Origin of the sequence: Jiangella alkaliphila, assembly GCF_900105925.1 — a bacterium.
Lineage (GTDB): Bacteria > Actinomycetota > Actinomycetes > Jiangellales > Jiangellaceae > Jiangella > Jiangella alkaliphila.
On the sequence record NZ_LT629791.1, the window covers coordinates 3451802 to 3476287 of the forward strand.

Sequence of the window (24486 nt, forward strand, 5' to 3'; positions counted from 1 at the left end):
GCGTCATCGCCTGGTCACCGGAAGAAACTCGTTCGTAACTCTTGACCTTGGGTGGCCGCCCTTCCTAGTTTGTTGTTCCAACCGACGAACACTCGTGATGCAGGTCACGCCGGGAGAGGGGGCACCGATGACGGACGCATCCGCGCCCGCGGACCAGGTGTTCCTACGCCGGCATAACCTCGCGATGGTGCTGCGCGATCTGCGCGACCATGGGCCGCGCTCGCGGGCCCGCATCGCCGCCGACACCGGGCTCAACAAGGCCACCGTCTCCAGCCTGGTCGCCGAGCTGGCCGAGCTCGGCCTGGTCCGCGACGGCGACGTCGAGCGCGGCGGCGGCGTGGGCCGGCCCGGGCAGACGGTCGAGATCGACGGGCGCACCTGCGGCCTGGGCGCCGAGGTCAACGTCGACTACGTCGCGGTCCTGGTGCTGGACCTGCGCGGCGACGAGGTCCGCTACGTCCGCACCCCGCTGGACGTGCCGCGGCTGGGCGTGGAGAAGACGCTGGACGAGCTGGCCGCCGCCATCGCGGCCGCCGTCGACGACGCCGCGGCGAAGGGGCACCACGTCGCGGGCATCACCGTCGGCATCCCCGGCATGGTCGAGACCGCGCCCGGCGTGCTGCGGCACGCGCCGAACATCGGCTGGCGCGAGGTGCGCATCGCCGACGAGCTGGCCGCGCGGCTGGCCGGCCCGGGCACCATCATCAGGGTCGACAACGACGCCAACCTCAGCGCGCTGGCCGAGTACGCGATGGGCTCGTCGGCCGGCACCACCGACCTCGTCTACGTCACCGGCGAGACCGGCGTCGGCGGCGGCGTCATCTCCGACGGCGTGCTGCTGCGCGGCACCGAGGGCTACGGCGGCGAGATCGGGCACATGCCGATCGGCGACCCCGCGCACCGCTGCGGCTGCGGCAAGCTCGGCTGCTGGGAGGCGTCGGTCGGCCTCGCGGCGCTGCTGCGCGAGGTGGCCGACAAGGACGACCCGGTCACCGACCCCGCGGTCGACCTCGAGGTCCGGCTGGCCGAGATCCGCCGCCGCGCCTCGCTCGGCGACGGGCGGACGCTGCGCGGCATCGAGGCGGTCGGCACCGCGCTCGGGCTCGGCGCGGCCATCCTGGTCAACCTGTTCAACCCGCGGGTGATCGTGCTCGGCGGCTACTTCGCGGCCCTCGGTGAGTTCTTCCTGCCGGCCATGGAGACCGAGCTGGACGAGCGGGTCGTCGCGCCGGCGCGCGGCGGCTGCCGCATCGAGCTGTCCGCGCTCGGGTTCACCGCGGCCTGCCGCGGCGGCGCGCATGTCGCGCTCGAGGCCGTCTTCACCGACCCCGCGACTGTGGGCGTGGCGGCCGCGTCCTCGATTCCGACCCCACTCTCCGGAGGTGTGGCGTGAGCGACGCGCTGCTGCAGATGAACGGCATCGTCAAGGTCTTCCCGGGCGTGCGGGCCCTCGACGGCGTCGACCTCGAGGTGCGCGCCGGCGAGGTGCACTGCCTGCTCGGCCAGAACGGCGCCGGCAAGTCGACGCTGATCAAGGTGCTGTCCGGCGCCCACCAGCCCGACGAGGGCGTCATCCGGTGGCAGGGCGAGGAGCTGCGGCTCAGCACGCCGCTGGCGGCCATGAAGAACGGCATCGCGACCATCTACCAGGAGCTCGACCTCGTCGACGGCCTCTCCGTCGCGGAGAACATCTACCTCGGCCACGAGCTGTCCTCGGGCGGGTTCGCCCACCGCGGCGAGACCCAGAAGGAGGCCGCGCAGCTGCTGGCCCGGCTCGGCCACCCGGAGATCTCGCCGCGGCGCGAGGTCGGCACGCTGTCGGCGGCCGGCAAGCAGATCGTCAGCATGGCGCGGGCGCTGTCCCACGACGTCAAGCTGATCATCATGGACGAGCCGTCGGCGGTCCTCGACCAGGAGGAGGTCGGCCGGCTGTTCAAGGTCATCCGCGACCTGCAGGCCGAGGGCGTCGCCGTCGTCTACATCTCGCACCGGCTGGAGGAGATCCGCGAGATCGGCGACCGCGTCACCGTCCTCAAGGACGGCCGCACCGTCGCCACCGGCCTGCCGGCCCGAGACACCCCGACCCGCGAGCTGACCCGCCGGATGACCGGCCGCGACATCGAGTACGTGTTCCCGCAGCGCACCTCCCACAACGGCGACGGTGACGGCACGGTCGTGCTGTCGGTCCGCGAGCTCTCCGGCGGCAAGCGGTTCAGCGGCGTCGACTTCGAGGTCCGGGCCGGCGAGATCGTCGGGCTGGCCGGGCTGGTCGGCTCCGGCCGCTCGGAGATCCTCGAGACCATCTACGGCGCCCGCAAGGCGACCACCGGCACCGTCACCGTCGACGGGAAGCAGTTGCGCAACGGGCACGTTCGCGCGGCCGTCGGCGCCGGCGTCGGGCTCTGCCCGGAGGAGCGCAAGAGCCAGGGCCTGCTGCTCGACGAGGCCGTCTACCGCAACGTCAGCCTCGCCACCATGGGCCGGTTCTCCCGTGGCGGCTTCATCAACCGCGGCGACGAGAAGCGCGCCGCCACCGAGCACGTGAAGTCGCTCGACGTGCGCCCGCCCGACGTCGACCGCGCCGTCCGCACGCTGTCGGGCGGCAACCAGCAGAAGATCGTGCTCGCCAGGTGGCTGCTCCGGGAGTGCCGGGTGCTGCTGCTCGACGAGCCGACCCGAGGGGTCGACGTGGGGGCGCGCAGCGAGATCTACGCGCTCGTCCGCCGGCTCGCCGACGAGGGCGTGGCCGTCGTCCTGGTCAGTAGTGAGGTTCCCGAGGTACTCGGCCTGGCCGACCGGGTGCTGGTCCTGCGGGAAGGCGTCGTCGTGCACACCGGGCCGGCCGACGACATCGACGAGCACCGGGTCCTCGACCTGGTGATGGAAGGGAGCGCAGCGTGAGCGACCAGACTCCGGCCGCACCGCCGACCACCCCACCTGCCGACGAACACCGCCGCATCGAGGCGGCCGCCGCGGCCGAGGGCGAGACCCAGTCCGGCTTCGTCCGGTTCATGAGCAGTCCGTTCGGCCGGAACCTCGGCCTGGTGATCGCGCTGCTCGTGCTGTGCGCCGTGGGCGCCATCACCGCCGGCGACCGCTTCGTCGACGCCGACAACATGGTGACGATCCTGCGGTTCGCCTCCATCATCGGTGTCATCAGCATCGGCATGACCTTCGTGATCATCGGCGGCGGCATCGACCTGTCGGTCGGCGCCATCGTCGCGCTCTCGTCGGTCTGGGCCACCACCCTGGCCACGCAGACGATGGCCGAGGACATCCACTGGCTCTTCATGGTCTTCGTCGCCTGCGCCGTCGGCGTCGGTTGCGGGCTGGTCAACGGCATACTCGTGGCGTACGGGCGGATGGCGCCGTTCATCGTCACGCTGGCGATGCTCGCCGCCGCCCGCGGCCTGGCCGAGATCATCTCTGATCGGCGCAACCAGCTCGTCGACGTCCGCGGGCTGGTCGACGCCATCAACGGCGACCTCCTCGGCATCTCGGTGCTGATCTGGATCTTCGCCATCGTCAGCGCCATCGGCTGGGTGCTGCTGAACCGCACCACGTTCGGGCGCCGCACCATCGCCGTCGGCGGCAACTCGACGGCCGCGAGGCTGGCCGGCATCTCGGTCAAGCGGCACACCGTCCTGCTGTACGTGGTGCTGGGGCTTGCCTGCGGCATCGCCGGGATCATGCTGACCGCCCGCACCGGCACCGGCACCGCTCAGCACGGTTCGCTGTACGAGCTGGACGCGATCGCCGCCGTCGTCATCGGCGGGACGCTGCTGTCGGGCGGCCGCGGCACCATCGTCGGCACGATCATCGGCGTCCTGATCTTCACCACGCTGACGAACGTGTTCACGCTGAACAACCTCGACAGCTCGACCCAGAACGTCGCCAAGGGCGCGATCATCGTGATCGCCGTGTTCCTGCAGCAGCGGGTCGCCGTCCGGAGCACCGACTCGAGCTAGCCAGGGGCCGCCGGCCCCGCCTTTCACCCCCCGACCTCACCCCCGAAACACTGACCCACCCCAAGAGCGCACCTCCGGACGGACAGTCCGGGAACCGAATCAATGACGAGGAGAGACCCATGTCCGTACACACGAATCGGCCGCGACGCCGGTTGCTGACCTCCATGGCCGCCGTGTTCGCGGCCGGGGCCTTCGTAGTGGGCTGCACCAGCAACGAGCCCGAGGAGGAGGACAACGCGCCGGCGGCCGAGACCGGCGGTGACGAAGGATCCGGCGGCAACAGCAACGACGAGCCGGGCGAGACCGTCGTCATCGGGTTCTCCGGTCCGGAGGCCGACCACGGCTGGCTGGCCGCCGTCAACGACTCCGCCATCGCCGAGGCGGAGTCCTACGACGACGTCGAGCTGCGCACCGCTGAGGGCACCAACGACGCCAGCCTGCAGATCAGCCAGATCGAGACGTTCATCAACGAGGGCGTCGACGCGATCGTGCTGCTCCCGACCGACGGCGCGCAGCTCACCGAGGTGGCCACCCGGGCGATGGACGCCGGCATCCCGGTCGTCAACGTCGACCGCGAGTTCTCCACGCCGTTCGCCGCCCGCACCACGATCCTCGGCGACAACTTCGGCATGGGCGTGTCGGCCGGCACCTATGCCTGCGGGCTCATCGAGGACAACGGCATCGCCGACCCGGTGATCGCCGAGATCGCCGGCATCGACTCGCTGCCGCTGACCCAGGACCGCTCGGACGGCTTCGCCCAGGCGCTGGAGGCCTGTGGTCAGACCGTCGACAACCGCGTGGCCGCCGAGTTCACCGTCGAGTCCGGCGAGGAGCAGGCCGCGAACCTGCTGCAGGCCGCGCCGCAGATCGACATCATCTGGAACCACGACGACGACCAGGGCGTCGGCGTCAAGCAGGCGTTCGACAACGCCGGCCGCGACGAGTTCTTCTTCATCGGTGGCGCCGGTTCGTCGAACGCGATGCAGTGGATCCAGGACGGCGAGATGGAGGCCACCATCCTCTACCCGCCGACCCAGGCCGCCGACGGCATCCGGCTCGCCCGGCTGCTGGCGCAGAACAAGGGGATGTCTGACCTGGTCCAGGTCGAGGTGCCGCGCCGGATCGTGCTGAACGCGCCGGTCGTCAACGCCGACAACGTCGAGGACTACCTGCACCTGGGCTTCGACTCCTGACGACAGGACGCGTGGTTCCGGGTTCGGGCGCCCGAACCCGGAACCACCGCGTCACCACGGGGGCAGACAAGGAAGGCACAGCACATGACGGTTGACGACACGCCGACTCAGGACACGTCACTGGGCATCGGGATGGTGGGCTACGCGTTCATGGGGGCGGCCCACTCCCAGGCCTGGCGCAACGCGCCGAGCTTCTTCGCAGTACCGGTCGTCCCGCGCCTGGTGGCGCTGGGCGGCCGGAACGTCGAAGCAGCAGGCGACGTCGCCAGACGCTTCGGGTGGGAGAGCGTCGAGACGGACTGGCGGCGGCTCGTCGCCCGCGACGACGTGGGGCTGGTCGACGTCTGCACGCCCGGCGACACGCACGCCGAGATCGCGATCGCGGCCCTCGAGGCCGGCAAGCACGTGCTCTGCGAGAAGCCGCTGGCCAACAGCGTGGCCGAGGCCGAGGCCATGGTGGAGGCGGCGGAGAAGGCCGCGGAGGCGGGCGTGCGCAGCATGGTCGGCTTCACCTACCGCCGGGTGCCCGCCATCGCGCTGGCTCGGCAGCTGGTGGCCGAGGGACGCCTCGGGCAGTTGCACCACGTCCGTGCCCAGTACCTGCAGGACTGGATCGCCGACCCGGACGCGCCGCTGTCGTGGCGGCTGCAGAAGGACAAGGCCGGCTCCGGCGCGCTCGGCGACATCGGCGCGCACATCATCGACCTGACGCAGTACATCACCGGCGAGCGCATCACCGGCGTCAGCGCCATGCTCGAGACCTTCGTGAAGGAGCGGCCGATCCCTGAGTCGTTCACCGGACTTGCCGGGAACGCGCCGGTCGCGGCACGCCTGGGCCAGGTCACCGTCGACGACACCGCGCTGTTCCTGGCCCGGTTCACCGGCGGGGCGGTGGCCACGTTCGAGGCCACCCGGTTCGCCACCGGCCGGAAGAACGCGATCCGCATCGAGATCAACGGGGCGAAGGGCAGCCTCGCGTTCGACTTCGAGGACATGAACGTCCTCAACGTCTACGACCACACCGAGGACGCCCGGCTGGCCGGCTTCAAGCGGGTGCTGGTCACCGAGCCCAGCCACCCCTACGTGAGCGCCTGGTGGCCCGCGGGGCACGGGCTCGGCTACGAGCACGCCTTCACGCACCAGGCCGTCGACCTGCTGACGGCGATCGGCGAGGGCCGCGACCCGGAGCCGTCGTTCGCCGAGGGCCTGGCCGTGCAGCGCATCCTCGCCGCCGTCGAGGACAGCGCGGCCGCCGGCAGTGCGTGGACGGAGGTTCCCGCACCCACCTGAGCACACCACGCAGGGCCGAGTACCGCCGGGGGCGACCCCGGGCACGGAGCGCATCATCCGTTCCCGACAGTCGAAGGAGACTGTGGTGAGTCATCCCACGCACCGCGCCCGCCGATGGGCGCGACGATTATTGGCTGCAGGTGTCGCCGTCGTGACGGCGGTGCCGCTGGCGGTCGCCGCGATGGCGCCGCCGGCGGCGGCCCACCCGGGCCATGGTGGCTACTCGATCCTGGTGTTCTCGAAGACCGCCGGGTTCCGGCACGACTCGATCCCCGCGGGCATCGCGGCGATCCAGCAGCTGGGCACCCAGCACGAGTTCGACGTGACGGCGACGGAGGACGCCGCGGCGTTCACCGACGAGAACCTCGCCCAGTACGACGCCGTCGTCTGGCTGTCGACCACCGGTGACGTCCTCAACGCCGACCAGCAGGCCGCGTTCGAGCGGTACATCCAGGCCGGCGGCGGGTACGCGGGCATCCACTCCGCGTCCGACACCGAGTACAGCTGGCCGTGGTACGGCGAGCTTGTCGGCGCCTACTTCGCCAGCCACCCGCAGAACCAGACCGCGACGGTCAAGGTGGAAGACCCGGCGCACCCGTCGACCCAGCACCTCGACCCGCTCTGGCCGCGCTTCGACGAGTGGTACAACTACCAGACCAACCCGCGCGGCGACGTGCACGTGCTGACGTCGCTGGACGAGTCGTCGTACTCGCCGGGCACCGGCGCCATGGGCGCGGACCACCCGATCACCTGGTGCCAGGACTACGACGGCGGCCGCTCCTGGTACACCGGGCTGGGCCACACCATCGAGTCGTTCTCCGAGCCCGACTTCCTCCAGCTGGTCCTCGGCGGCATCGAGACCGCGGCGGGCGTCACGCCGGCCGACTGCTCGGCCAGCTCGCCGGACAGCTTCGAGAAGGTGACGCTCGACGACACCACCAGCAACCCGATGGAGCTGGCCGTCGCCGACGACGGGCGGGTCTTCTACATCGACCGCAACGGCGCCGTGCGGCTGGTCCGGCCGGACGGCTCGGCCACGACCGTCGGCACGCTCAGCGTGTACACGGGCCAAGAGTTCGGCCTGATGGGCATCGCCCTGGATCCGGACTTCACCACGAACGGCTGGATCTACCTCACCTACGCCCCGACGGGGAGTGAGGCGATCGACCGGGTGTCGAGGTTCACCCTCACCGGCGAGACGCTCGACCTCGGCAGCGAGACCGTCATCATCGAGTACCCGACGAACCGGGTCGAGTGCTGCCACGCCGGCGGCGCGCTGGAGTTCGACAACGACGGCAACCTGTACCTCACCACCGGCGACAACACGAACCCGTTCGCGTCCAGCGGCTACGCGCCGATCGACGAGCGGCCCGGCCGCGAGCTCTGGGACGCCCAGCGCACGTCGGCCAACAGCAACAGCCTGAGCGGCAAGGTGCTGCGGATCACCCCGTCCGACGGCGGCGGCTACACGGTCCCCGCGGGCAACCTGTTCCCGCCGGGCACCGCGCAGACCCGGCCGGAGATCTTCGCGATGGGCTTCCGCAACCCGTTCCGCATCGGCCTGGACCCGGCGACGAACAAGCTCATGGTCGCCGACTACGGTCCCGACGCCGGCAGCGCCAACCCCAGTCGCGGCCCCGACGGCCGGGTCGAGTGGAACATCGTCGACCAGCCCGGCTTCTACGGGTGGCCGTACTGCGTCGGCAACAACACCCCGTACATCGACTTCGACTTCGCCACCAACGCGTCCGGTGCGGCGTTCAACTGCGGCGCCCCGGTGAACAACTCGCCGAACAACACCGGCCTGACCCAGCTGCCGGCCGCCATCGAGGCGGAGGTCTGGTACGGCTACCAGACCAACCCGCTGTACCCGGAGATCGGCGGCGGCGGCGCCCCGATGGCCGGCGGCGTCTACCGCTACGACGCCGACCTGGTCTCGGACCGCAAGTGGCCGGCGTACTGGGACGGCAAGGCGATCTTCGGCGAGTGGAACCAGGGCAACCTGTACTCGTTCCAGCTCGACGCCACCGGCTCGGACGTCACGGACATCAACCCGGTGTTCCCGGACTGGACGATCCTGCGGCCGCATGCGCTGGAGTGGGGTCCCGACGGCGCCCTCTACATGATCGAGTGGGGCGGCGGGTTCGGCGGCAACAACGCCGACTCCGGCGTGTACCGCATCGACTACGTCCAGGGCACGCGTGCCCCGGTGGCCCGCATCGACGCCAGCGCGACGTCCGGCCCGGTGCCGCTCGAGGTCGCGTTCGACGGCACCGCGTCGATCGACCCCGAGGGCGGGCCGATCACCTACGCGTGGGACTTCGACGGCGACGGCACGGTCGACTCCACCGAGCCGGAGGCGTCGCACACGTACACGACCGCCGGCGACTACACCGTCGCGCTGACCGTCACCGACGGCGACGGCCTGCAGGACGTGGCCAACGTCGAGATCGCGGCCGGCAACACCGCGCCGGAGGTCGACGTCGCGTGGCCGCCGAACGGCGGGTTCTTCGAGTTCGGCGACACCATCCGGTACGAAGCGAGCGCCACCGACGCCGAGGACGGCCAGGCCGAGTGCCCGCGCATCGTCACCCAGCCGGCGCTCGGTCACGACGAGCACTCGCACGAGTACGCCGAGTACTTCGGCTGCGAGGGCGTGTTCCCGCTGCCCGGCGACGAGGGCCACGTCGGCGCGAACATCTTCGGCACCGTCACGGTCACCTACACCGACAACGGCGCGCCGAACGTCAGCCCGCTGACCAGCCAGGAGGTGCTGATCCTGCAGCCCAAGCGGCGTGAGGCCGAGCACTTCGACCTCACCGGCCGGCTCGAGGGGTCCACCTCGGGCGGCGACCCGGGCGTGCAGCGCGAGACCACCGGCGACGTCCTGGGCGGCACCCAGAACATCGGGTTCATCGAGCCCGGCGACTGGTGGGCCTGGGACCCGATGAACCTCACCAACATCGACGACATCACGCTGCGGGCGGCCACGCCGACCGGCGCGTCGACGGTCGAGGTCCGCACCGGTTCGCCGGACGGCCCGACGGTGGCCACCATCACGGTGAACCCGACCGGCGGCTGGCAGACCTACGACTACTTCACCGGCGAGGTCAGTGGCGAGACGGCGGACGACAGCGGCCCGCTGTACTTCGTCAACGTGTCCGGCCAGCTCAACGTGAACTGGATCGACTTCGGCGGCCGCGGCGTCACCGAGAACCAGCGGCCCGACGTCGAGCTGACCGCGACGCCGACCAGCGGGACCGTCCCGCTCGACGTCGAGTTCGAGGCCAGCGCGACGGACCCCGAGGGCGACGACCCGCTCACCTACGCGTGGGTCTTCGGTGACGGCGGCACGGCCACCGGCCCGACGGCGGCGCACACCTACACGGAGGCGGGCAGCTACGACGCCTCCGTGACGGTGACCGACGCGCGCGGCGCCGCGGCGACCGAGCACGTCACCATCGAGGTCGACCCGGTCATCACCGAGCCGCCGGTCTGCCTGAACGGGCGCTCCGACGGGTTCGACGGCACGTCGCTGGACCGCGACCGCTGGACGACGGTGATCCGGGAGAACCAGGACCTCGTGGTCGAGGACGGTCACGTGGTGCTGCCGGCGACGGCGACCGACATCTACGGCACCAACAACACCGACACGCCGAACATCGTCCTGCAGGACCTGCCGGACGGGCCGTTCACCGCGACCGTGAAGCTCACCATGCAGGCCTACCGGGCCTACCAGCAGGCCGGTTTGATCATCTACGGCGACGACGACAACTACGCCAAGATGGTGCTGGAGGGCCGGGACACCGGCACCACCAACCCGGCGGCGCGGATCTTCCAGTTCATCCGCGAGGAGAACGGCGCGCCCAACGAGGTCGGTGAGAGCAACACCGCCAACCTCGGCGCCGCCTACCCGGACACCGTCTGGGTGCGCTACATCAGCGATGGCAGCAACCTGCGCGCCGCGTACAGCGCCGACGGCGTGACCTTCACCGAGATGCCGCAGACGAAGAGCCTGGCCGGCATCGAGGACCCGAAGATCGGCCTGGTCGCGCTGTCCGGCACCGGGCAGCCGATCACCGAGGTGCAGTTCGACTCGTTCCACATCACCCCCGACGACACCGCCACGCCGACGGAGCCGAACGACGAGTTCGCCGGCACCGTGCTGGACGGCTGCCGCTGGACGGTGCTGCGGCCGGACGCCGACGGCTACCGGGTCGCCGGCGGCAAGCTGGAGATCGACACCCCGAACGGCGACATCTACACCGGCAACACCGACCCGCTGCCGGGGAACTTCATGCTCCAGCCGGCGCCCGAGAGCGACGAGTGGACCATCGAGACCCTGGTCGACGCGTCCGCGCTGGTCGAGCAGTACCAGCAGGGCGGGATGATCGTCTACGGCGACGACGACAACTACGTCAAGTTCGACATGGTGGTCGACAACCCCGCCGGTCAGCCGGTGGCCCGCCGCATCGAGCTGCGCAGCGAGATCGGCGCCGTCATCCAGAACCCACAGCCCCAGGTCACCGCGCTCACCCAGGGCGTGTGGCACCTGCGGCTGTCCCGGTCCGGCGACACCTACAGCGGCGCCTACAGCGCCGACGGCCAGACCTGGACCCCGCTGGGCGAGGCGGTCACCAACACCGCGCTGTCCTCCGGCGACGTGCGGGTGGGCCTGTTCGCCATCGGCACCTCGCAGTCCGAGCCGCAGACCGTGACGTACGAGCACTTCCGCGTCACCGGCGGCCAGGACGTGTGCGAGCCGACGGCGCCGGAGGAGGGCTACACCAGCCTCTTCGACGGCACCGAGGCCAGCCTCGCCGGCTGGCAGATGGCCGGCCCGGGCGGGTTCGCGCTGACCGAGGACTGCACCTTGCTGTCCGAGGGCGGCATGGGCCTGTACTGGTACTCGGCGGACGCCTACGAGGACTACAGCCTCAAGCTGGACTGGATGATGCCGGGCGACGACAACTCCGGCGTCTTCGTCGGGTTCCCGGACCCGGGCGACGACCCGTGGGTCGCCGTCAACCAGGGCCACGAGGTCCAGATCGACGCCACCGACGCCGCCGACCGCACCACCGGTGCGATCTACGCGTTCCAGGGCGCCGACCAGGCCGCTCGCGACGCGGCGCTCAACCCGCCGGGCGAGTGGAACGAGTTCGAGATCGTGGTCCAGGGCGACCGCATTCGGGTGTACCTCAACGGTGAGTTGATCAACGACTACACCGACACCGACCCGAACCGGATGAACCAGCCCAGCTACATCGGCATCCAGAACCACGGCGCGGCGGACCAGAACTACTTCCGCAACGTCCGCATCCAGGAGCTCGTCGACGAGACGGCGCCGACGGTCGAGGTCGCCCTCGACCCGGCCGAGCCGACCGGCCAGAACGGCTGGTACACCGGCCCGGTCTCCGTCACCGCGGTCGGCACCGACGACCAGGGCGGCGAGGTCGCGCTGGAGTACCGGACCGGCGGCGGCGACTGGGCGCCGTACACCGGTGCGGTCGTCGTGGACGCCGACGGCGAGCACGCGCTGGAGTTCCGCGGCACCGACACCGCGGGCAACGTGTCCGCGCCGGTGCCGGTGGCGATCGCGAAGGACGCCACCCCGCCGGTCACCACGGCCACACTGGGCGGCGGCACCGGCGGCGCCGTGAACGTCACGCTCGCGGCCACCGACGCCACCTCCGGTGTCGCGGCCACCGAGTGGTCGCTCGACGGCGGCGACTGGACGGCGTACACCGGACCGGTCGCGGTCAGCGGCGACGGCGAGCACGAGCTGCTCTACCGCTCGTCCGACCAGGCCGGGAACGCCGAGGACGCCAAGGCGGTCACCGTGACCGTCGACGGGTCCGCGCCGGTCCTGTCGGTCAGCGGCGTCGCGCACGGCCAGCTCTACGGCGACAGCCAGAACCTGACCGTCGCCTGGACGGCCACCGACAACGGCCCGGTCACCGTGACCGGGACGCTGGACGGCGCGCCGATCCAGTCCGGCGCCGTGGTCGCGCTGCACGCGATCCCGCTCGGCCTGCACGAGCTGGTCGTCGAGGCGACCGACTCGGCCGGCAACGAGACCGTCCAGGAGCTGGTGTTCTTCTCCACCACGTCGTTCGCGGACATGGAGAGCCTGATCACCCAGTTCCAGACGGCCGGGCGCATCACGTCGCAGGTGGCCAAGGACCTGCAGAAGTCGCTGGCCACCGCCCGCCGCCAGGAGGGCATGGGCCGCGAGGACCGGGCCGTGATCGCGCTGGAGTCCTTCAAGTCGGCGGTCAACAGCAAGGTCACCGACGCCGGTGCGCGCGGCACTCTGGTCCGCGACGCCGACGCGATGATCATCCGGCTCGGCGGCACGCCACGGCAGGCGTCCGCCGGTGTCCGGGCCAACGGTGGCGAAGAACTCGCCGGTACGGGCCGTCTCGACGGCGATCCGGACCGTACAGAGGGCAGGGAGTTGCCCGCCACCGACTAACCATCCTCCACCCCCCCTGAAGAGGAGACGTCACCATGAGAGTTCTGCTGCCGTCCGGCGCGCCGCGCCGGAACGGAACCCGCGACCAGGGCACCTCGGCCCTGCCCCGGATCGCCGGGCCGGGCTCTCATGGGCGACGGGGAGCCGGCACACGCCGGTTCCCGGCCCCGGTGCCGGAGCGACGCGCTCCGCGCCGGCACCGGGGCGCCACCACCCTCGTGGCGTCGTTCGAAGGGGTTGTCGCATGAGCGGCGTCGGCATCTGGTTCGTCGGCGCTCGTGGCTCCGTGGCCACCACGACCACGGTCGGGCTCCTGGCCATCCGGTCCCGGCTGGCCGGCCACACCGGCATGGTGTCCGAGCTGCCGGAGATCGCGGCGGCCGGGCTGCCGGCGCTGGACGGCGTCGTCATCGGCGGCCACGAGGTCGCCGAGGGCACGCTGGGCAAGCGGGCCGAAGAGCTGAGCGCGGGCGGGGTGTTCCCGCCCGCGCTGGCCACCGTCCTGGCCGGCGACCTCGCCGCCGCCGACGAGCGGATCCGGCCCGGCGTCGTCGCCGGGCACGGGACGCAGCGGTCGGCGGCGGACCGGGTCGAGGCCGAGCTGCGCGCGTTCCGCGACGAGCACGGGCTGGACCGCGTGGTCGTCGTCGACGTGTCCAGCACCGAGCCGCCGGCCGCCGACATCCCGGCGCTGGCGACGCTCGCGGCGCTGGAGGCGGCGCTGGACGCGGGCGAGGCTCCACTGCCGGCCAGCTCGCTGTACGCGTATGCGGCGTTCCGGGCCGGCTGCCCGTACGTCGCGTTCACCCCCAGCCCCGGGCCGCGGGTCCCGGCGCTGGCCGAGCTGGCGCTGGACCGCGGCGTCCCGTGGGCCGGCTCCGACGCCAAGACCGGCGAGACGCTGGTCAAGACCGTGCTCGGCCCGATGTTCGCGATGCGCGCGCTGAAGGTGCGCTCGTGGTCGTCGGTCAACCTGCTCGGCGGCGGCGACGGGCAGACGCTGGCCGACCCGGACAACGCGGCCAGCAAGATCGCCACCAAGGCCAACGGCCTGGAGTCGATCCTCGGCCACCCGGTCGACGGGCCGCTGCACATCGACTACGTGCCCGACCTCGGCGACTGGAAGACCGCCTGGGACCTGGTGTCGTTCGAGGGCTTCCTCGGCACCCGCATGACCATGCAGTTCACCTGGTCCGGCTGCGACTCCTCGCTGGCCGCGCCGCTGGTGCTGGACCTCGTCCGGCTGATCGCGCGGGCGCACGAGGTGGGCGCCGCCGGGCCGGTGCCGGAGTTCGGGTTCTTCTTCAAGGACCCGGTCGCCAGCGACGTGCATGCGCTCAGCCCGCAGTGGGCGGCGCTGACCGACTGGTGCGAGCGGGCCGGCCAAGGCTCGGCGGGTCAGGGCGCGGTATGAAGCTGCGCGACGTCGCCGAGCTGGTGCGGGCGCCCGCGGCGCTGACCGTGCCGGGCGACTCGCTGGCCGGCGCGGCCGCGGCCGGGTTCCCGTACGGCGTCCGGACCGCGGTCACGCCGCTGGCCTCGGCCTGCCTGTACTGGGCCGGCATGGCGCTGAACGACTACGCCGACCGTGACCTCGACCGTCTCGAGCGGCCGGAGCGGCCGATCCCGTCCGGCCGCGTCAAGCCGGCCGAGGCGCTGGCCGTGGCCACCGGGCTCACCGCCGCCGGCCTCGCGCTGGCGGCGGCGGCCGGTGGACGGCGGGCGCTGCGGGTCGCCGTCCCCCTCGCCGCGACGGTGTGGGCCTACGACTTCCTCGCCAAGCCGACGCCGGCCGGACCCGCGGTGATGGGGCTGGCCCGCGGCTTGGACGTGCTGCTCGGCGCCGGCGGCCGGGAACGCGCGGCGGCGTTGCCCGCGCTGGTCGTCGCCACGCACACCGTCGGCGTCACCGTGCTCAGCCGCGGCGAGGTGCACGGCGGGTCCACGGAGTCGGGTCGCTTCGCCCTTGGCGCGACGGCCGCGGCCTCGCTGGCCGCCGCCCTGCCGCGGTCGGCGTCGGCCCGCGCCGCGGACTCGCTCGCCCCGGCCGACGCCCGGTGGCCCCGCTGGAGGGCTGCCGTCTCCCTCGACAGCAGCCCTCCATCGCGCGATGGAGAGCTGCGGTCTCCTGCGACAGCAGCCCTCCAGCGGGGCGACACCCCACTCCGGCCTGGGCTTTCGTCCGTCCGCGGGCTCGCCACGGCGGCGTTCGCCGGGGTGTATGCGGCGACCGTGGGTAAGGCCCAGTGGGGAGCGGCCCGCAGCCCGGACGCTGCGACCGTGCGGTCGGCGACCGGCGCCGGGGTGCGCGGCGTGATCCCGCTGCAGTCCGCGCTGCTGGCCAGGTCCGGGGCGGTCGTGCTGGCCGGCGCCGTCGTCGGGATCGGGCCGGCCGTCCGGGCGCTGTCCAAGGTGGTGTCACCGACATGAGCCTCCGCTTCGGGTACGGCACGAACGGCTTCGGCAGCCATCGCCTCGATGACGCGCTCGCCGTGATCGCCGGGCTGGGGTATGACGGCGTCGCGCTGACCGTCGACCATCCGCACATGGACCCGTTCGCGCCGAACCTGTCCGCGCGCACCATCGCGGTCGGGCAGCGGCTGGCCGAGCTGGACCTCGCCGTCGTCATCGAGACCGGCGCGCGGTACGTGCTGGACCCGTGGCGCAAGCACGAGCCGAACCTGGTGTCCGACGCCGGCCGGGAGCGGCGGGTCGACCTGCTGTGCCGGGCGGTGCGGATCGGCGCCGAGCTGGGCGCCGAGGCGGTGTCGTTCTGGTCCGGGACGCTGCCCGGCGGCGTCAGCGCCGACGAGGGCTGGCGGCGGGTGACGTCCGGCGTGGCGTCGGTGCTCGAGGAGGCGGACAAGCGCGGCATGATCTGCGCGTTCGAGCCGGAGCCGGGGATGTTCGTCGACACCGTCGCCGGGGTTCTGGAGCTGCGCAAACGGCTCGGCGACCCGGAGGGCCTGCGGGTGACGCTGGACGTCGGGCACGTCGTCGCGAACGAGGCGGGCACTGTCGCCGACTGCGTCCACCAGGCCGGCGACCTGCTGGCGAACGTGCAGGTCGACGACATGGTCGAAGGGGTGCACGAGCACCTCGAGTTCGGCGAGGGCGAGGTCGACCTGCCGGCGGCGCTGGGCGCGCTGCTGGACGTCGGCTACGGCGGGCTGGCCGCCGTCGAGCTGCCGCGGCACGGACACGCCGCACCCGTCGTCGCGCGCCGCTCACTGGACGCTCTGCGCGCCGCCGAGGCCGAGGCACTGGCCACACGGACAGGACACGACGGGGGAGAGCGAGGGCGGGCCCGCGCAGTGCGGCAGCGCGACGGAGAGGAAGAAATGCCATGAGCGCGACGATCGAACGGACCGCCCCGCACTTGGACCAGGCCGCCCGCGAGCGGCTGGCCGAGCTGCTGGCGGAGGTCGAGAACGACCCCCGGCGCATCTCGGTGCTGTTCCCGGCGGTCGGGCGGCGGGTCACCCGCGGGCCGACCAACCCGGCCGACCCGGACGGGCTGCGCACGCCGCGGCTGGAGGACGAGGCACGGGCGGCGCTGCTGGTCACGGCCGCGGCCCGGCTCGACCGCGCCGCCCTGACCGAGGAGGTCGGCGCCCTGTATCAGTACGGCGACGCCGACGAGAAGCGGGCGGTGCTGCGGGCGCTGGCCGAGCTGGACCTCGGCGACGCCGGCCTGCCGCTGGTGGCCGACGCGCTGCGCACCAACGACGTCCGGCTGGTCGCCGCAGCGCTGGGGCCGTACGCCGCGCGGCACCTCGACGCGGCGGCCTGGCGCCAGGGCGTGCTGAAGTGCCTGTTCGTCGGCGTGCCGCTGGACGCCGTCGCGGACCTCGACGCGCGCACCGACGAGGAGCTGGCCCGTATGGTCGCCGACTACGGCAACGAACGGGTGGCCGCCGGGCGGTCCGTGCCGAGCGACGCCTGGCGCATCCTCGGCCGCCACCCCGAGGCGGTCGACGGCCGCTTCCCCGTCCCCTCCCAGGAGGACTGACGTGCGCATCTTCGACCCCCACATCCACATGACCTCGCGCACCACCGACGACTACCAGCGCATGTACGCCGCCGGCGTCCGGGCGATCACCGAGCCGGCGTTCTGGCTCGGCCAGCCGCGCACCAACGTCGGCTCGTTCGTCGACTACTTCGACGCGCTGGTCGGCTGGGAGCGGTTCCGGGCCGCGCAGTTCGGCATCCGGCACCACTGCACGATCGCGCTGAACCCGAAGGAGGCCAACGACCCGCGCTGCCACGGCGTCCTCGAGGTGCTGCCGCGCTACCTCGCCAAGGACGGCGTCGTCGCGGTCGGCGAGCTGGGCTTCGACTCGATGACCGACGACGAGGAGAAGGTGTTCGTCCGGCAGCTGGAGCTGGCCGGCGAGCACGACCTGCCCGTCCTCGTGCACACGCCGCACCGCGACAAGGCGGCCGGCACCCGGCGCACGCTGGAGCTGGTCGCGGCCAGCGGGCTGCCGCCGGAGCGCGTGCTGGTCGACCACCTCAACGAGACCACCGTCGGCATGGTCGCCGACTCCGGCTGCTGGATGGGGTTCTCGATCTACCCGGACACCAAGATGGACGAGCACCGGATGGTGCGCATCCTCGCCGACCGCGGGATGGACCGGATGATCGTCAACTCCGCCGCGGACTGGGGCCACAGCGACCCGCTGAAGACCGTCAAGACCGGCCGGGCCATGCTCGCCGAGGGGTTCAGCGCCGACGACGTCGACCGGGTGCTCTGGCAGAACCCGGTCGCGTTCTACGGGCAGAGCGGACGGCTGCTGCTGGACGAGGTCGACCTCGCCGGGACCGGCGGGCGCACCGCGACGTTCGAGGGCAACTCGATCCTGCGCGGCCAGCGACCGGAGGCGTGATGCGGTTCCGGCACCGCGACGGCACCGTCGTCCACCTCGCGTACTGCACGAACGTGCACCCGACCGAGGACGTCGAGGCGCTGCTGGACCAGGTGACGCGCTACGGCGCGGGCGCGCGGTCGCGGCTCGGCGTGTCGCGGCTGGGGCTGGGCCTGTGGCTGCCGGCCCCGGTGGTCGCGCGGCTGGCGTCCGAGGCCGGGCGGGCCGACCTCGACCGGTTGCGCGCGACGCTGGCCGCCGGCGGCCTGGAGGTGGTGACGCTCAACGCGTTCCCGTACCAGGGCTTCCACGACCCGCGGGTGAAGCTGGCCGTTTACCACCCGGACTGGCTGACGACCGAGCGGCTGGCGTACACGCTGGACTGCGCCCGGGTGCTGGCCGCGCTGCTGCCCGACGACGCCGTCCGCGGCAGCGTCTCGAGCCTGCCGCTGGCCTGGCGCACGCCGTGGGACGACGCCCGGCGCGGGCTCGCCGCCGACCGGCTGGCGCAGCTGGCCGACGGGCTGGCCAAGGTCGAGGCCGACACCGGGCGGACGGTCCGGGTGGCGCTGGAGCCCGAGCCTGGCTGCGTCGTCGAGACCATCGACGGCGCGATCGCCCAGCTCGGCGGCGTCGACACCGACCGCATCGGGGTCTGCCTCGACGCCTGCCACCTGGCGACGCAGTTCGAGGAGCCGATCGACGCGCTGGCCGCCCTCGCGGCCGCCGGGCTGCCCGTCGTCAAGACGCAGGCGTCGGCGGCGCTGGAGATCGCCGACCCGTCCGACCCGGCCGCCCGCAGGGCGCTGGCGGCCTACGCCGAGGACCGGTTCCTGCACCAGACCCGGGTGCGCACGCGCGGGCAGGTCATAGGCACCGACGACCTCCCGGCGGCGCTGTCGTCGGCGGGGTTCCCGGACGACGGGACGTGGCGGGTGCACTTCCACGTGCCCGTGCACGAACAGCCGGCGCCGCCGCTGGCCGCCACCCAGCAGCACCTGACGGCGACGCTGCGCGGGCTGTTCGGCGGCGAGCGGGCGGTGACCGACCACGTGGAGGTCGAGTCGTACACCTGGTCGGTGCTGCCCGAGGGGCGCCGGCCGGATGGCCCGGACGGGCTGGTCGCCGGGCTTGCGGCGGAGCTGCGCTGGGTCGCGGACCGGATGGTGGAGATCGGTATGGAGGAGATCGCGTGAACAAGCTGCTCGTGCTCGACGTCGTCGGCCTGACGCCGCGGCTGCTGGAGCACACCCCGAACCTGCGGGCGATCGCCGGCGAGGGCTGGCAGGCGGCGCTGGGGACGGTGCTGCCTGCCGTGACCTGCTCGGTCCAGTCGACGTTCCTCACCGGCGCGATGCCCCGCGACCACGGCGTCGTCGGTAACGGCTGGTACTTCCGCGACCTCGGCGAGATCTTCCTGTGGCGCCAGCACAACCGGCTGGTCCAGGGCGAGAAGGTGTGGGACATCGCCCGGCAGGCCAAGTCCGACTACACCGTCGCGAACGTGTGCTGGTGGTACGCCATGGGCGCCGACACCGACTGGACGGTGACGCCGCGTCCGATCTACCACGCCGACGGCCGCAAGTCGCCGGACTGCTACACCCGCCCGCCGGCGCTGCACGACGAGCTGACCCGGTCGCTGGGGGAGTTCCCGCTGTTCCAGTACTGGGGCCCGACCGCGTCGATCAAGTCCAGCGACTGGATCGTGCAGGCCACCCGGCGGCTGATGCCGCAGGCCGACCTCACGCTGGCCTACGTCCCGCACCTCGACTACGACCTGCAGCGGTTCGGCCCGCACAGCCCGCAGGCCGTGGCCGCCGCCCGCGACATCGACCGGGTGCTGGCGCCGCTGCTGACCGAGGCCCGCGACCAGGGCGTCACCGTCGTCGCGCTCAGCGAGTACGGCATCGGCCCGGCCAGCCGCCCGGTGCACGTCAACCGGGCGCTGCGGCAAGCCGGACTGCTCGACGTCTACACCCAGGCCGGCATGGAGTACCTCGACCCGTGGGCGTCGCGGGCCTTCGCCGTGGCCGACCACCAGGTGGCGCACGTCTACGTCAAGGACCCGGCCGACCTCGAGGCCGTCCGCGAGCTGTGCCAGGCGCTGCCCGGCGTCGACCTCGTCCTGGACAAGCAGGCGCAGCGCGAGTTCGGGCTGGACCACGAGCGCTCCGGCGAGCTGGTGCTGGTGGCCGACATCGCCGCGTGGTTCACGTACTACTACTGGCTGCACGACGACCGCGCGCCCGACTTCGCCCGCGGCGTCGAGATCCACCGCAAGCCCGGCTACGACCCCGCCGAGCTGTTCCTCGACCCCGCCGACCCGCGGGTGAAGCTGCGCGCGGGGGCCAACCTGGCGAAGAAGAAGCTCGGCCTGCGCTACACGATGAACGTCGTGCCGCTGGACGGCCAGTGGGTACGGGGCACGCACGGCCGGCTGCCCGACGACCCCGCCGACGGCCCGGTGCTGCTGTGCAGCGACCCGTCGACCGCCCGCGACCAGCTGGCCGCGACCGACGTCCGCGACCTCATGCTCGAGCTGGCCGGGCTCAGCACCCCAGTACGGAAGTGACCCCGAGCGCACCCGCGCCGACGCACGTAAGGAGACACCATGGCACGACCGATCACCCTCTTCACCGGGCAGTGGGCCGACCTGCCGTTCGAAGAGGTCGCCCGGCTGGCCGGCGAATGGGGCTACGACGGCCTCGAGATCGCCTGCTGGGGCGATCACCTGGACGTCTGGCGCGCGGCCGAGGACGACGCGTACGTGAAGTCGCGGCACGACATCCTGGAGAAGAACGGCCTGAAGGTCTGGACGATCTCCAACCATCTCAAGGGCCAGGCGGTCTGCGACGACCCGATCGACCAGCGGCACCGCGCGCTCCTGCCGGACCGCATCTGGGGCGACGGCGACCCCGAAGGCGTCCGTCAGCGCGCGGCCGAGGAGATGAAGGTGACGGCGCGCGCGGCCGCCCGGCTCGGCGTGGACACCGTCGTGGGCTTCACCGGCTCGGCGATCTGGAAGTACGTCGCGATGTTCCCGCCGGTGTCCGAGGACATGATCGAGGCCGGGTACCGCGACTTCGCCGACCGGTGGAACCCGATCCTCGACGTGTACGACGAGGTCGGCGTGCGGTTCGCGCACGAGGTGCACCCCTCGGAGATCGCCTACGACTACTGGACGACGGTGAAGACGCTCGAGGCGATCGGGCACCGCGAGGCGTTCGGTCTCAACTGGGACCCCAGCCACATGGTGTGGCAGGACCTCGACCCGGTCGCGTTCCTGTGGGACTTCCGCGACCGGATCTACCACGTCGACTGCAAGGACACGAAGAAGCAGCTCGGCAACGGCCGCAACGGCCGGCTCAGCTCGCACCTGCCGTGGGCCGACCCGCGGCGCGGCTGGGACTTCGTCTCCACCGGCCACGGCGACGTGCCGTGGGAGCAGTCCTTCCGGATGCTCAACGCGATCGGCTACGACGGCCCCATCTCCGTCGAGTGGGAGGACGCCGGTATGGACCGGCTGCGCGGCGCCGCCGAGGCCCTCGAGTTCGTGAAGTCGCACCTGTTCGACCCGCCGGCGGCGGCGTTCGACGCCGCGCTCAGCGGCGGCAACTGACCTCCGCATTACGCCCCCTGAAAGGAGCACGACGATGTGTTACGGATACGACGGCGACCGGGCTCTCGACGAGTCGCTGGGCCGGCGCGGACTGGGCCGGCGGACCTTCCTGCTCGGAGCGGCCGCGACCGCCGGTGGCGTGCTGGCCGGCGGCCTGGCCGGCGCGGCGCCCGCCGCGGCACACACCCGCCCGACCGGCGGCCGGATCGTCCCCCGCGGCGCGATCAGCATCCAGCTGTGGACGGTGCGTGACGCTCTGGCGCCCGGCGCCCTGTTCGACTCGACGCTGCGGTCGATCGCCGGCTACGGCTACACGAAGGTCGAGCAGGCGCTCGGGTACTTCGGCCGGACGGCCGCCCAACTGCGCGACTTCTACGACGAGATCGGCATCTCCTGCACCTCCAGCCACGACGGCATCAGCGCCGACCGTGCGTCGCTGGAGCAGAAGCTGGAGAACGCCGCCACGCTGGGGCAGCGGTTCATCGTCGTCCCGTTCCTGCAGTCGGACAACCTGTCTGACTGGCAGCTGTGGGCCGAGCAGATGAACGAGGAGGCGCAGCTGGCGCGACGGTACGGGCTGCGCTACGGCTACCACAACCACGCGCACGAGTTCACCACCGACCTCGGCGGCGGCGTGACCCCGTGGGAGGTGCTGACGTCGGAGCTGGACCGCAAGCTGGTCCACCTCGAGGTCGACCTCTACTGGGCCGTGACCGGCGGCATCAACAGCGGCGTCCCGGTGAACCGGTCGGAGCAGTTCGCCATCGACGTCATCGACGACGCGCGGCAGCAGACGCTGCAGTACCACGTCAAGGACCGGCACCTCAACGGCGGCGACATGGCCGACCTCGGCACCGGGCACATCGACTTCCGCAAGATCTTCCGCGCGCACCGCGTGCTGGAGTACATCGTCGAGAACGACACCCCGGACGTCACCCCGCTGCAGACGGCGCGGGTGGGCTACAAGTACCTGAGCGAGCTGCGCAAGCACTGAAACGCGCCGGTTTCCGGCAGGGGCGGCGGCACGCTGACGCGGGCCGCCGCCCCTGGTGCGTCCGGAGGCCAATGATCTTCGATTCGGCCGGAAGGGTAGATCCGGGGCACCTGGTCGGGGCACACTTGGTGGACCGAGGTGGTGCCGGTGATCCGATCTAGGGCGGAGGGTCGCGCGCTGCCGTCCCAGCGTGGGCGGCCGGACGGTGACTTTTCCGAGGTCAGCAGGCCGGGCGACGCCATGCCCGGGGCTGTCGTCGACGACGACGAGCCGCCCGCCGCGCCGGCGCCGCGGGTCGCCGACCTCGGGTCCGGCAACGGGAACGGCACCGACCTCACCCGCCGCTACCTGCGCGAGATCGGCCGCATCCCGCTCCTCAGCGGCGCCGACGAGGTCCGGCTGGCGCGCGCCATCGAGGCCGGGCTGCTGGCCGGCGAGCGGCTGGCCGCCGGCGACGCCGGGCCCGACGAGGACGCGTACGTCGAGCTGGTCCGGCTCGGCCAGCGCGCCAAGGCCAGCCTCATCGAGGCCAACCTGCGCCTCGTCGTCTCCATCGCCCGCCGCTACACCCGCCGCGGGCTGCCGCTGCTGGACCTCATCCAGGAGGGCAACGTCGGCCTCATCCGCGCCGTCGAGCGGTTCGACCACGCGCGCGGGTTCAAGTTCTCCACGTACGCCACCTGGTGGATCCGCCAGGCCATCAGCCGCGCGCTGGCCGAGCAGGGCCGCACCATCCGGCTGCCGGTGCACGTCGTCGACGAGCTCAACCGCGTCCTGCGGGTGCTGCGGACGCTGGCCCAGAAGGAGGCCCGCGACCCGTCGGTCGAGGAGCTGGCCGCCGCCACGTCGCTGACCGCCGACCGCGTCGCCGAGCTGCTCTCGTACGCCGATGAGCCGGTCAGCCTGCAGCTGCCGGTCGGCGAGTCGTCGGAGAACATGTTCGGCGACTTCGTCGAGGACACCGACGAGCTGAGTCCCGAGGAGCTGGTCGCCCAGCTGCTGCTGCGCGACCAGGTCGAGCAGGTGCTCGACGGCCTCAGCGAGCGCGAGCGGGCGGTCGTCCGGCTCCGCTACGGCCTGCACGACGGCCGCACCCGGACGCTGGAGGAGGTCGGCCGCGAGTTCGGCGTCACCCGCGAACGGGTCCGGCAGATCGAGCACCGCACGCTGACCAAGCTGCGGCGCAACGAGTGGGCCAGCGAGCTGCGCGACTACCTCGGCTGAGCGGGTCGCTAGGCTGATGCCGTGAAGCTGCGGCGGCAACGACCGGCCCCGATCGACGGCCTCGAGCCCGGTGAGCGGGTGCTCGCCACCGGCGGCGGACCCGACGGCGAGGTGGCCGCCACCACGCACCGCCTGCTCCTGCGCGACACGTCGGTCGAGTGGGCTCGCGTCGAGACCGCCGCCTGGGACGGCGACGCCGAGCTGCTGGTCGTCACCGAGGTCCCGGACGGGCGCGGCCAGCGCCGCCGGCACCGGGTGGCGCTCGAGTCGCCCCGCCGCCTGGTGGACGTCGTCCGCGAGCAGGTCACCCAGAGCGTCGTCATCAGCCGCCACGTCCCCGTCGACGGCCGCCGCGGCGTGCGCGTCACCGGCCGCCGCACCCCGGCCGACCTGATCACCTGGACCGCGGCGGTCGACTCCGGCCTCGACCTGCGCGACCCCGCCACCAAAGCCCGCGTCGACGCGGCCGTCGCGCTGGTCCGCAACGAGGTGGAGTGAGCCGGCCGCTCAGCCGCCCTGCTGGCCGTCCGGGGTGCGAAGCTGCGCCACCGACCGGATGAGGCCGGCCCGCTCCAGCTGTTTCATGACGTCCTGGATGGTCTCCGGTGGAGCCGTCCGGGAGTCGGCGATCTGCTGCAGGCAGGCCCATACCTCTCGGTCGTCGATGCCGAGCTGGTCCAGGATGAACTCGTCGGGCGTCTTGACCTCGAGGTTGAGCCGCCGGAGCTGGTCGGCCGGGAAGTCGCGCAGATTGCTCGTCACGATGACCTGAGCGCCGGACCGCATGGCGGCGGCGATCACGTGCCGGTCGTCGTTGTCTGGCAGCACCAACCCGTCGGCGAGCCCGTCGTAGCC

The 24486-nt window shown here is 72.4% G+C and carries 18 protein-coding genes; 17 read left to right on the top strand and 1 reads right to left on the bottom strand.

Annotated features, from left to right (window positions below; all coding sequences use genetic code 11):
• Window positions 1-127: 127 nt before the first annotated feature.
• From BLV05_RS15800 to BLV05_RS15880, 17 genes are all read left to right on the top strand, one after another.
• On the top strand, window positions 128-1393 hold the full coding sequence (locus BLV05_RS15800) for an ROK family transcriptional regulator (RefSeq protein WP_046769812.1): 1266 nt from the start codon (window positions 128-130) through the stop codon (window positions 1391-1393).
• 17 nt (window positions 1394-1410) lie between these two features.
• Window positions 1411-2901, top strand: a complete 1491-nt coding sequence (locus BLV05_RS15805) for a sugar ABC transporter ATP-binding protein (RefSeq protein WP_046769940.1) — start codon at window positions 1411-1413, stop codon at window positions 2899-2901.
• Complete coding sequence (locus tag BLV05_RS15810; protein ID WP_197683673.1) at window positions 2898-3968, top strand: ABC transporter permease; 1071 nt, start codon at window positions 2898-2900, stop codon at window positions 3966-3968. The genes BLV05_RS15805 and BLV05_RS15810 overlap by 4 nt, the downstream gene beginning before the upstream one ends.
• A 119-nt stretch (window positions 3969-4087) precedes the next feature.
• On the top strand, window positions 4088-5161 hold the full coding sequence (locus BLV05_RS15815; RefSeq protein WP_046769811.1) for a substrate-binding domain-containing protein: 1074 nt from the start codon (window positions 4088-4090) through the stop codon (window positions 5159-5161).
• Window positions 5162-5245: 84 nt separating this feature from the next.
• Complete coding sequence (locus BLV05_RS15820; protein ID WP_046769810.1) at window positions 5246-6451, top strand: Gfo/Idh/MocA family protein; 1206 nt, start codon at window positions 5246-5248, stop codon at window positions 6449-6451.
• Window positions 6452-6632: 181 nt separating this feature from the next.
• Window positions 6633-12926, top strand: coding sequence for a ThuA domain-containing protein (locus BLV05_RS15825; RefSeq protein WP_160312766.1), 6294 nt, complete (start codon window positions 6633-6635; stop codon window positions 12924-12926).
• 244 nt (window positions 12927-13170) lie between these two features.
• Window positions 13171-14340 carry an inositol-3-phosphate synthase gene (locus BLV05_RS15830; RefSeq protein ID WP_046769809.1) on the top strand — a complete coding sequence of 390 codons (1170 nt, stop codon included), beginning with the start codon at window positions 13171-13173 and terminating at the stop codon, window positions 14338-14340.
• The gene (locus BLV05_RS15835) at window positions 14337-15356 is read left to right on the top strand and encodes an SCO3242 family prenyltransferase (protein ID WP_046769808.1); all 1020 of its coding nucleotides are present in this window, start codon (window positions 14337-14339) and stop codon (window positions 15354-15356) included. The genes BLV05_RS15830 and BLV05_RS15835 overlap by 4 nt, the downstream gene beginning before the upstream one ends.
• Window positions 15353-16276 (top strand): sugar phosphate isomerase/epimerase family protein, encoded by a 924-nt coding sequence (locus BLV05_RS15840; RefSeq protein WP_082155374.1) that lies wholly within the window; start codon window positions 15353-15355, stop codon window positions 16274-16276. Before BLV05_RS15835 ends, BLV05_RS15840 begins: the two co-directional genes overlap by 4 nt.
• Window positions 16273-16938, top strand: coding sequence for an EboA domain-containing protein (locus BLV05_RS15845; protein ID WP_046769807.1), 666 nt, complete (start codon window positions 16273-16275; stop codon window positions 16936-16938). The genes BLV05_RS15840 and BLV05_RS15845 overlap by 4 nt, the downstream gene beginning before the upstream one ends.
• A 1-nt stretch (window position 16939) precedes the next feature.
• The gene (locus tag BLV05_RS15850) at window positions 16940-17815 is read left to right on the top strand and encodes a TatD family hydrolase (RefSeq protein ID WP_046769806.1); all 876 of its coding nucleotides are present in this window, start codon (window positions 16940-16942) and stop codon (window positions 17813-17815) included.
• Window positions 17815-18990: a metabolite traffic protein EboE gene (eboE, locus tag BLV05_RS15855; RefSeq protein WP_046769805.1), complete on the top strand. Its 1176-nt coding sequence runs from the start codon at window positions 17815-17817 to the stop codon at window positions 18988-18990. Before BLV05_RS15850 ends, eboE begins: the two co-directional genes overlap by 1 nt.
• Entirely contained in the window at window positions 18987-20366 is a 1380-nt protein-coding gene (locus tag BLV05_RS15860) for an alkaline phosphatase family protein (protein WP_046769804.1), read from the top strand. Before eboE ends, BLV05_RS15860 begins: the two co-directional genes overlap by 4 nt.
• Window positions 20367-20405: 39 nt before the next feature.
• Window positions 20406-21413, top strand: coding sequence for a sugar phosphate isomerase/epimerase family protein (locus tag BLV05_RS15865; protein ID WP_046769803.1), 1008 nt, complete (start codon window positions 20406-20408; stop codon window positions 21411-21413).
• A gap of 34 nt (window positions 21414-21447) precedes the next feature.
• Complete coding sequence (locus tag BLV05_RS15870; protein WP_046769802.1) at window positions 21448-22407, top strand: sugar phosphate isomerase/epimerase family protein; 960 nt, start codon at window positions 21448-21450, stop codon at window positions 22405-22407.
• 240 nt (window positions 22408-22647) lie between these two features.
• A complete protein-coding gene (locus BLV05_RS15875; protein ID WP_046769801.1) occupies window positions 22648-23631 on the top strand; it encodes a sigma-70 family RNA polymerase sigma factor in 984 nt (327 codons plus the stop codon).
• A gap of 21 nt (window positions 23632-23652) precedes the next feature.
• Complete coding sequence (locus tag BLV05_RS15880; RefSeq protein WP_046769800.1) at window positions 23653-24129, top strand: hypothetical protein; 477 nt, start codon at window positions 23653-23655, stop codon at window positions 24127-24129.
• A gap of 9 nt (window positions 24130-24138) precedes the next feature.
• On the opposite strand, the gene BLV05_RS37030 is transcribed toward BLV05_RS15880, so the two are convergent.
• Window positions 24139-24459, bottom strand: coding sequence for a hypothetical protein (locus BLV05_RS37030; protein ID WP_197683674.1), 321 nt, complete (start codon window positions 24457-24459; stop codon window positions 24139-24141).
• Between the last annotated feature and the right edge of the window lie 27 nt (window positions 24460-24486).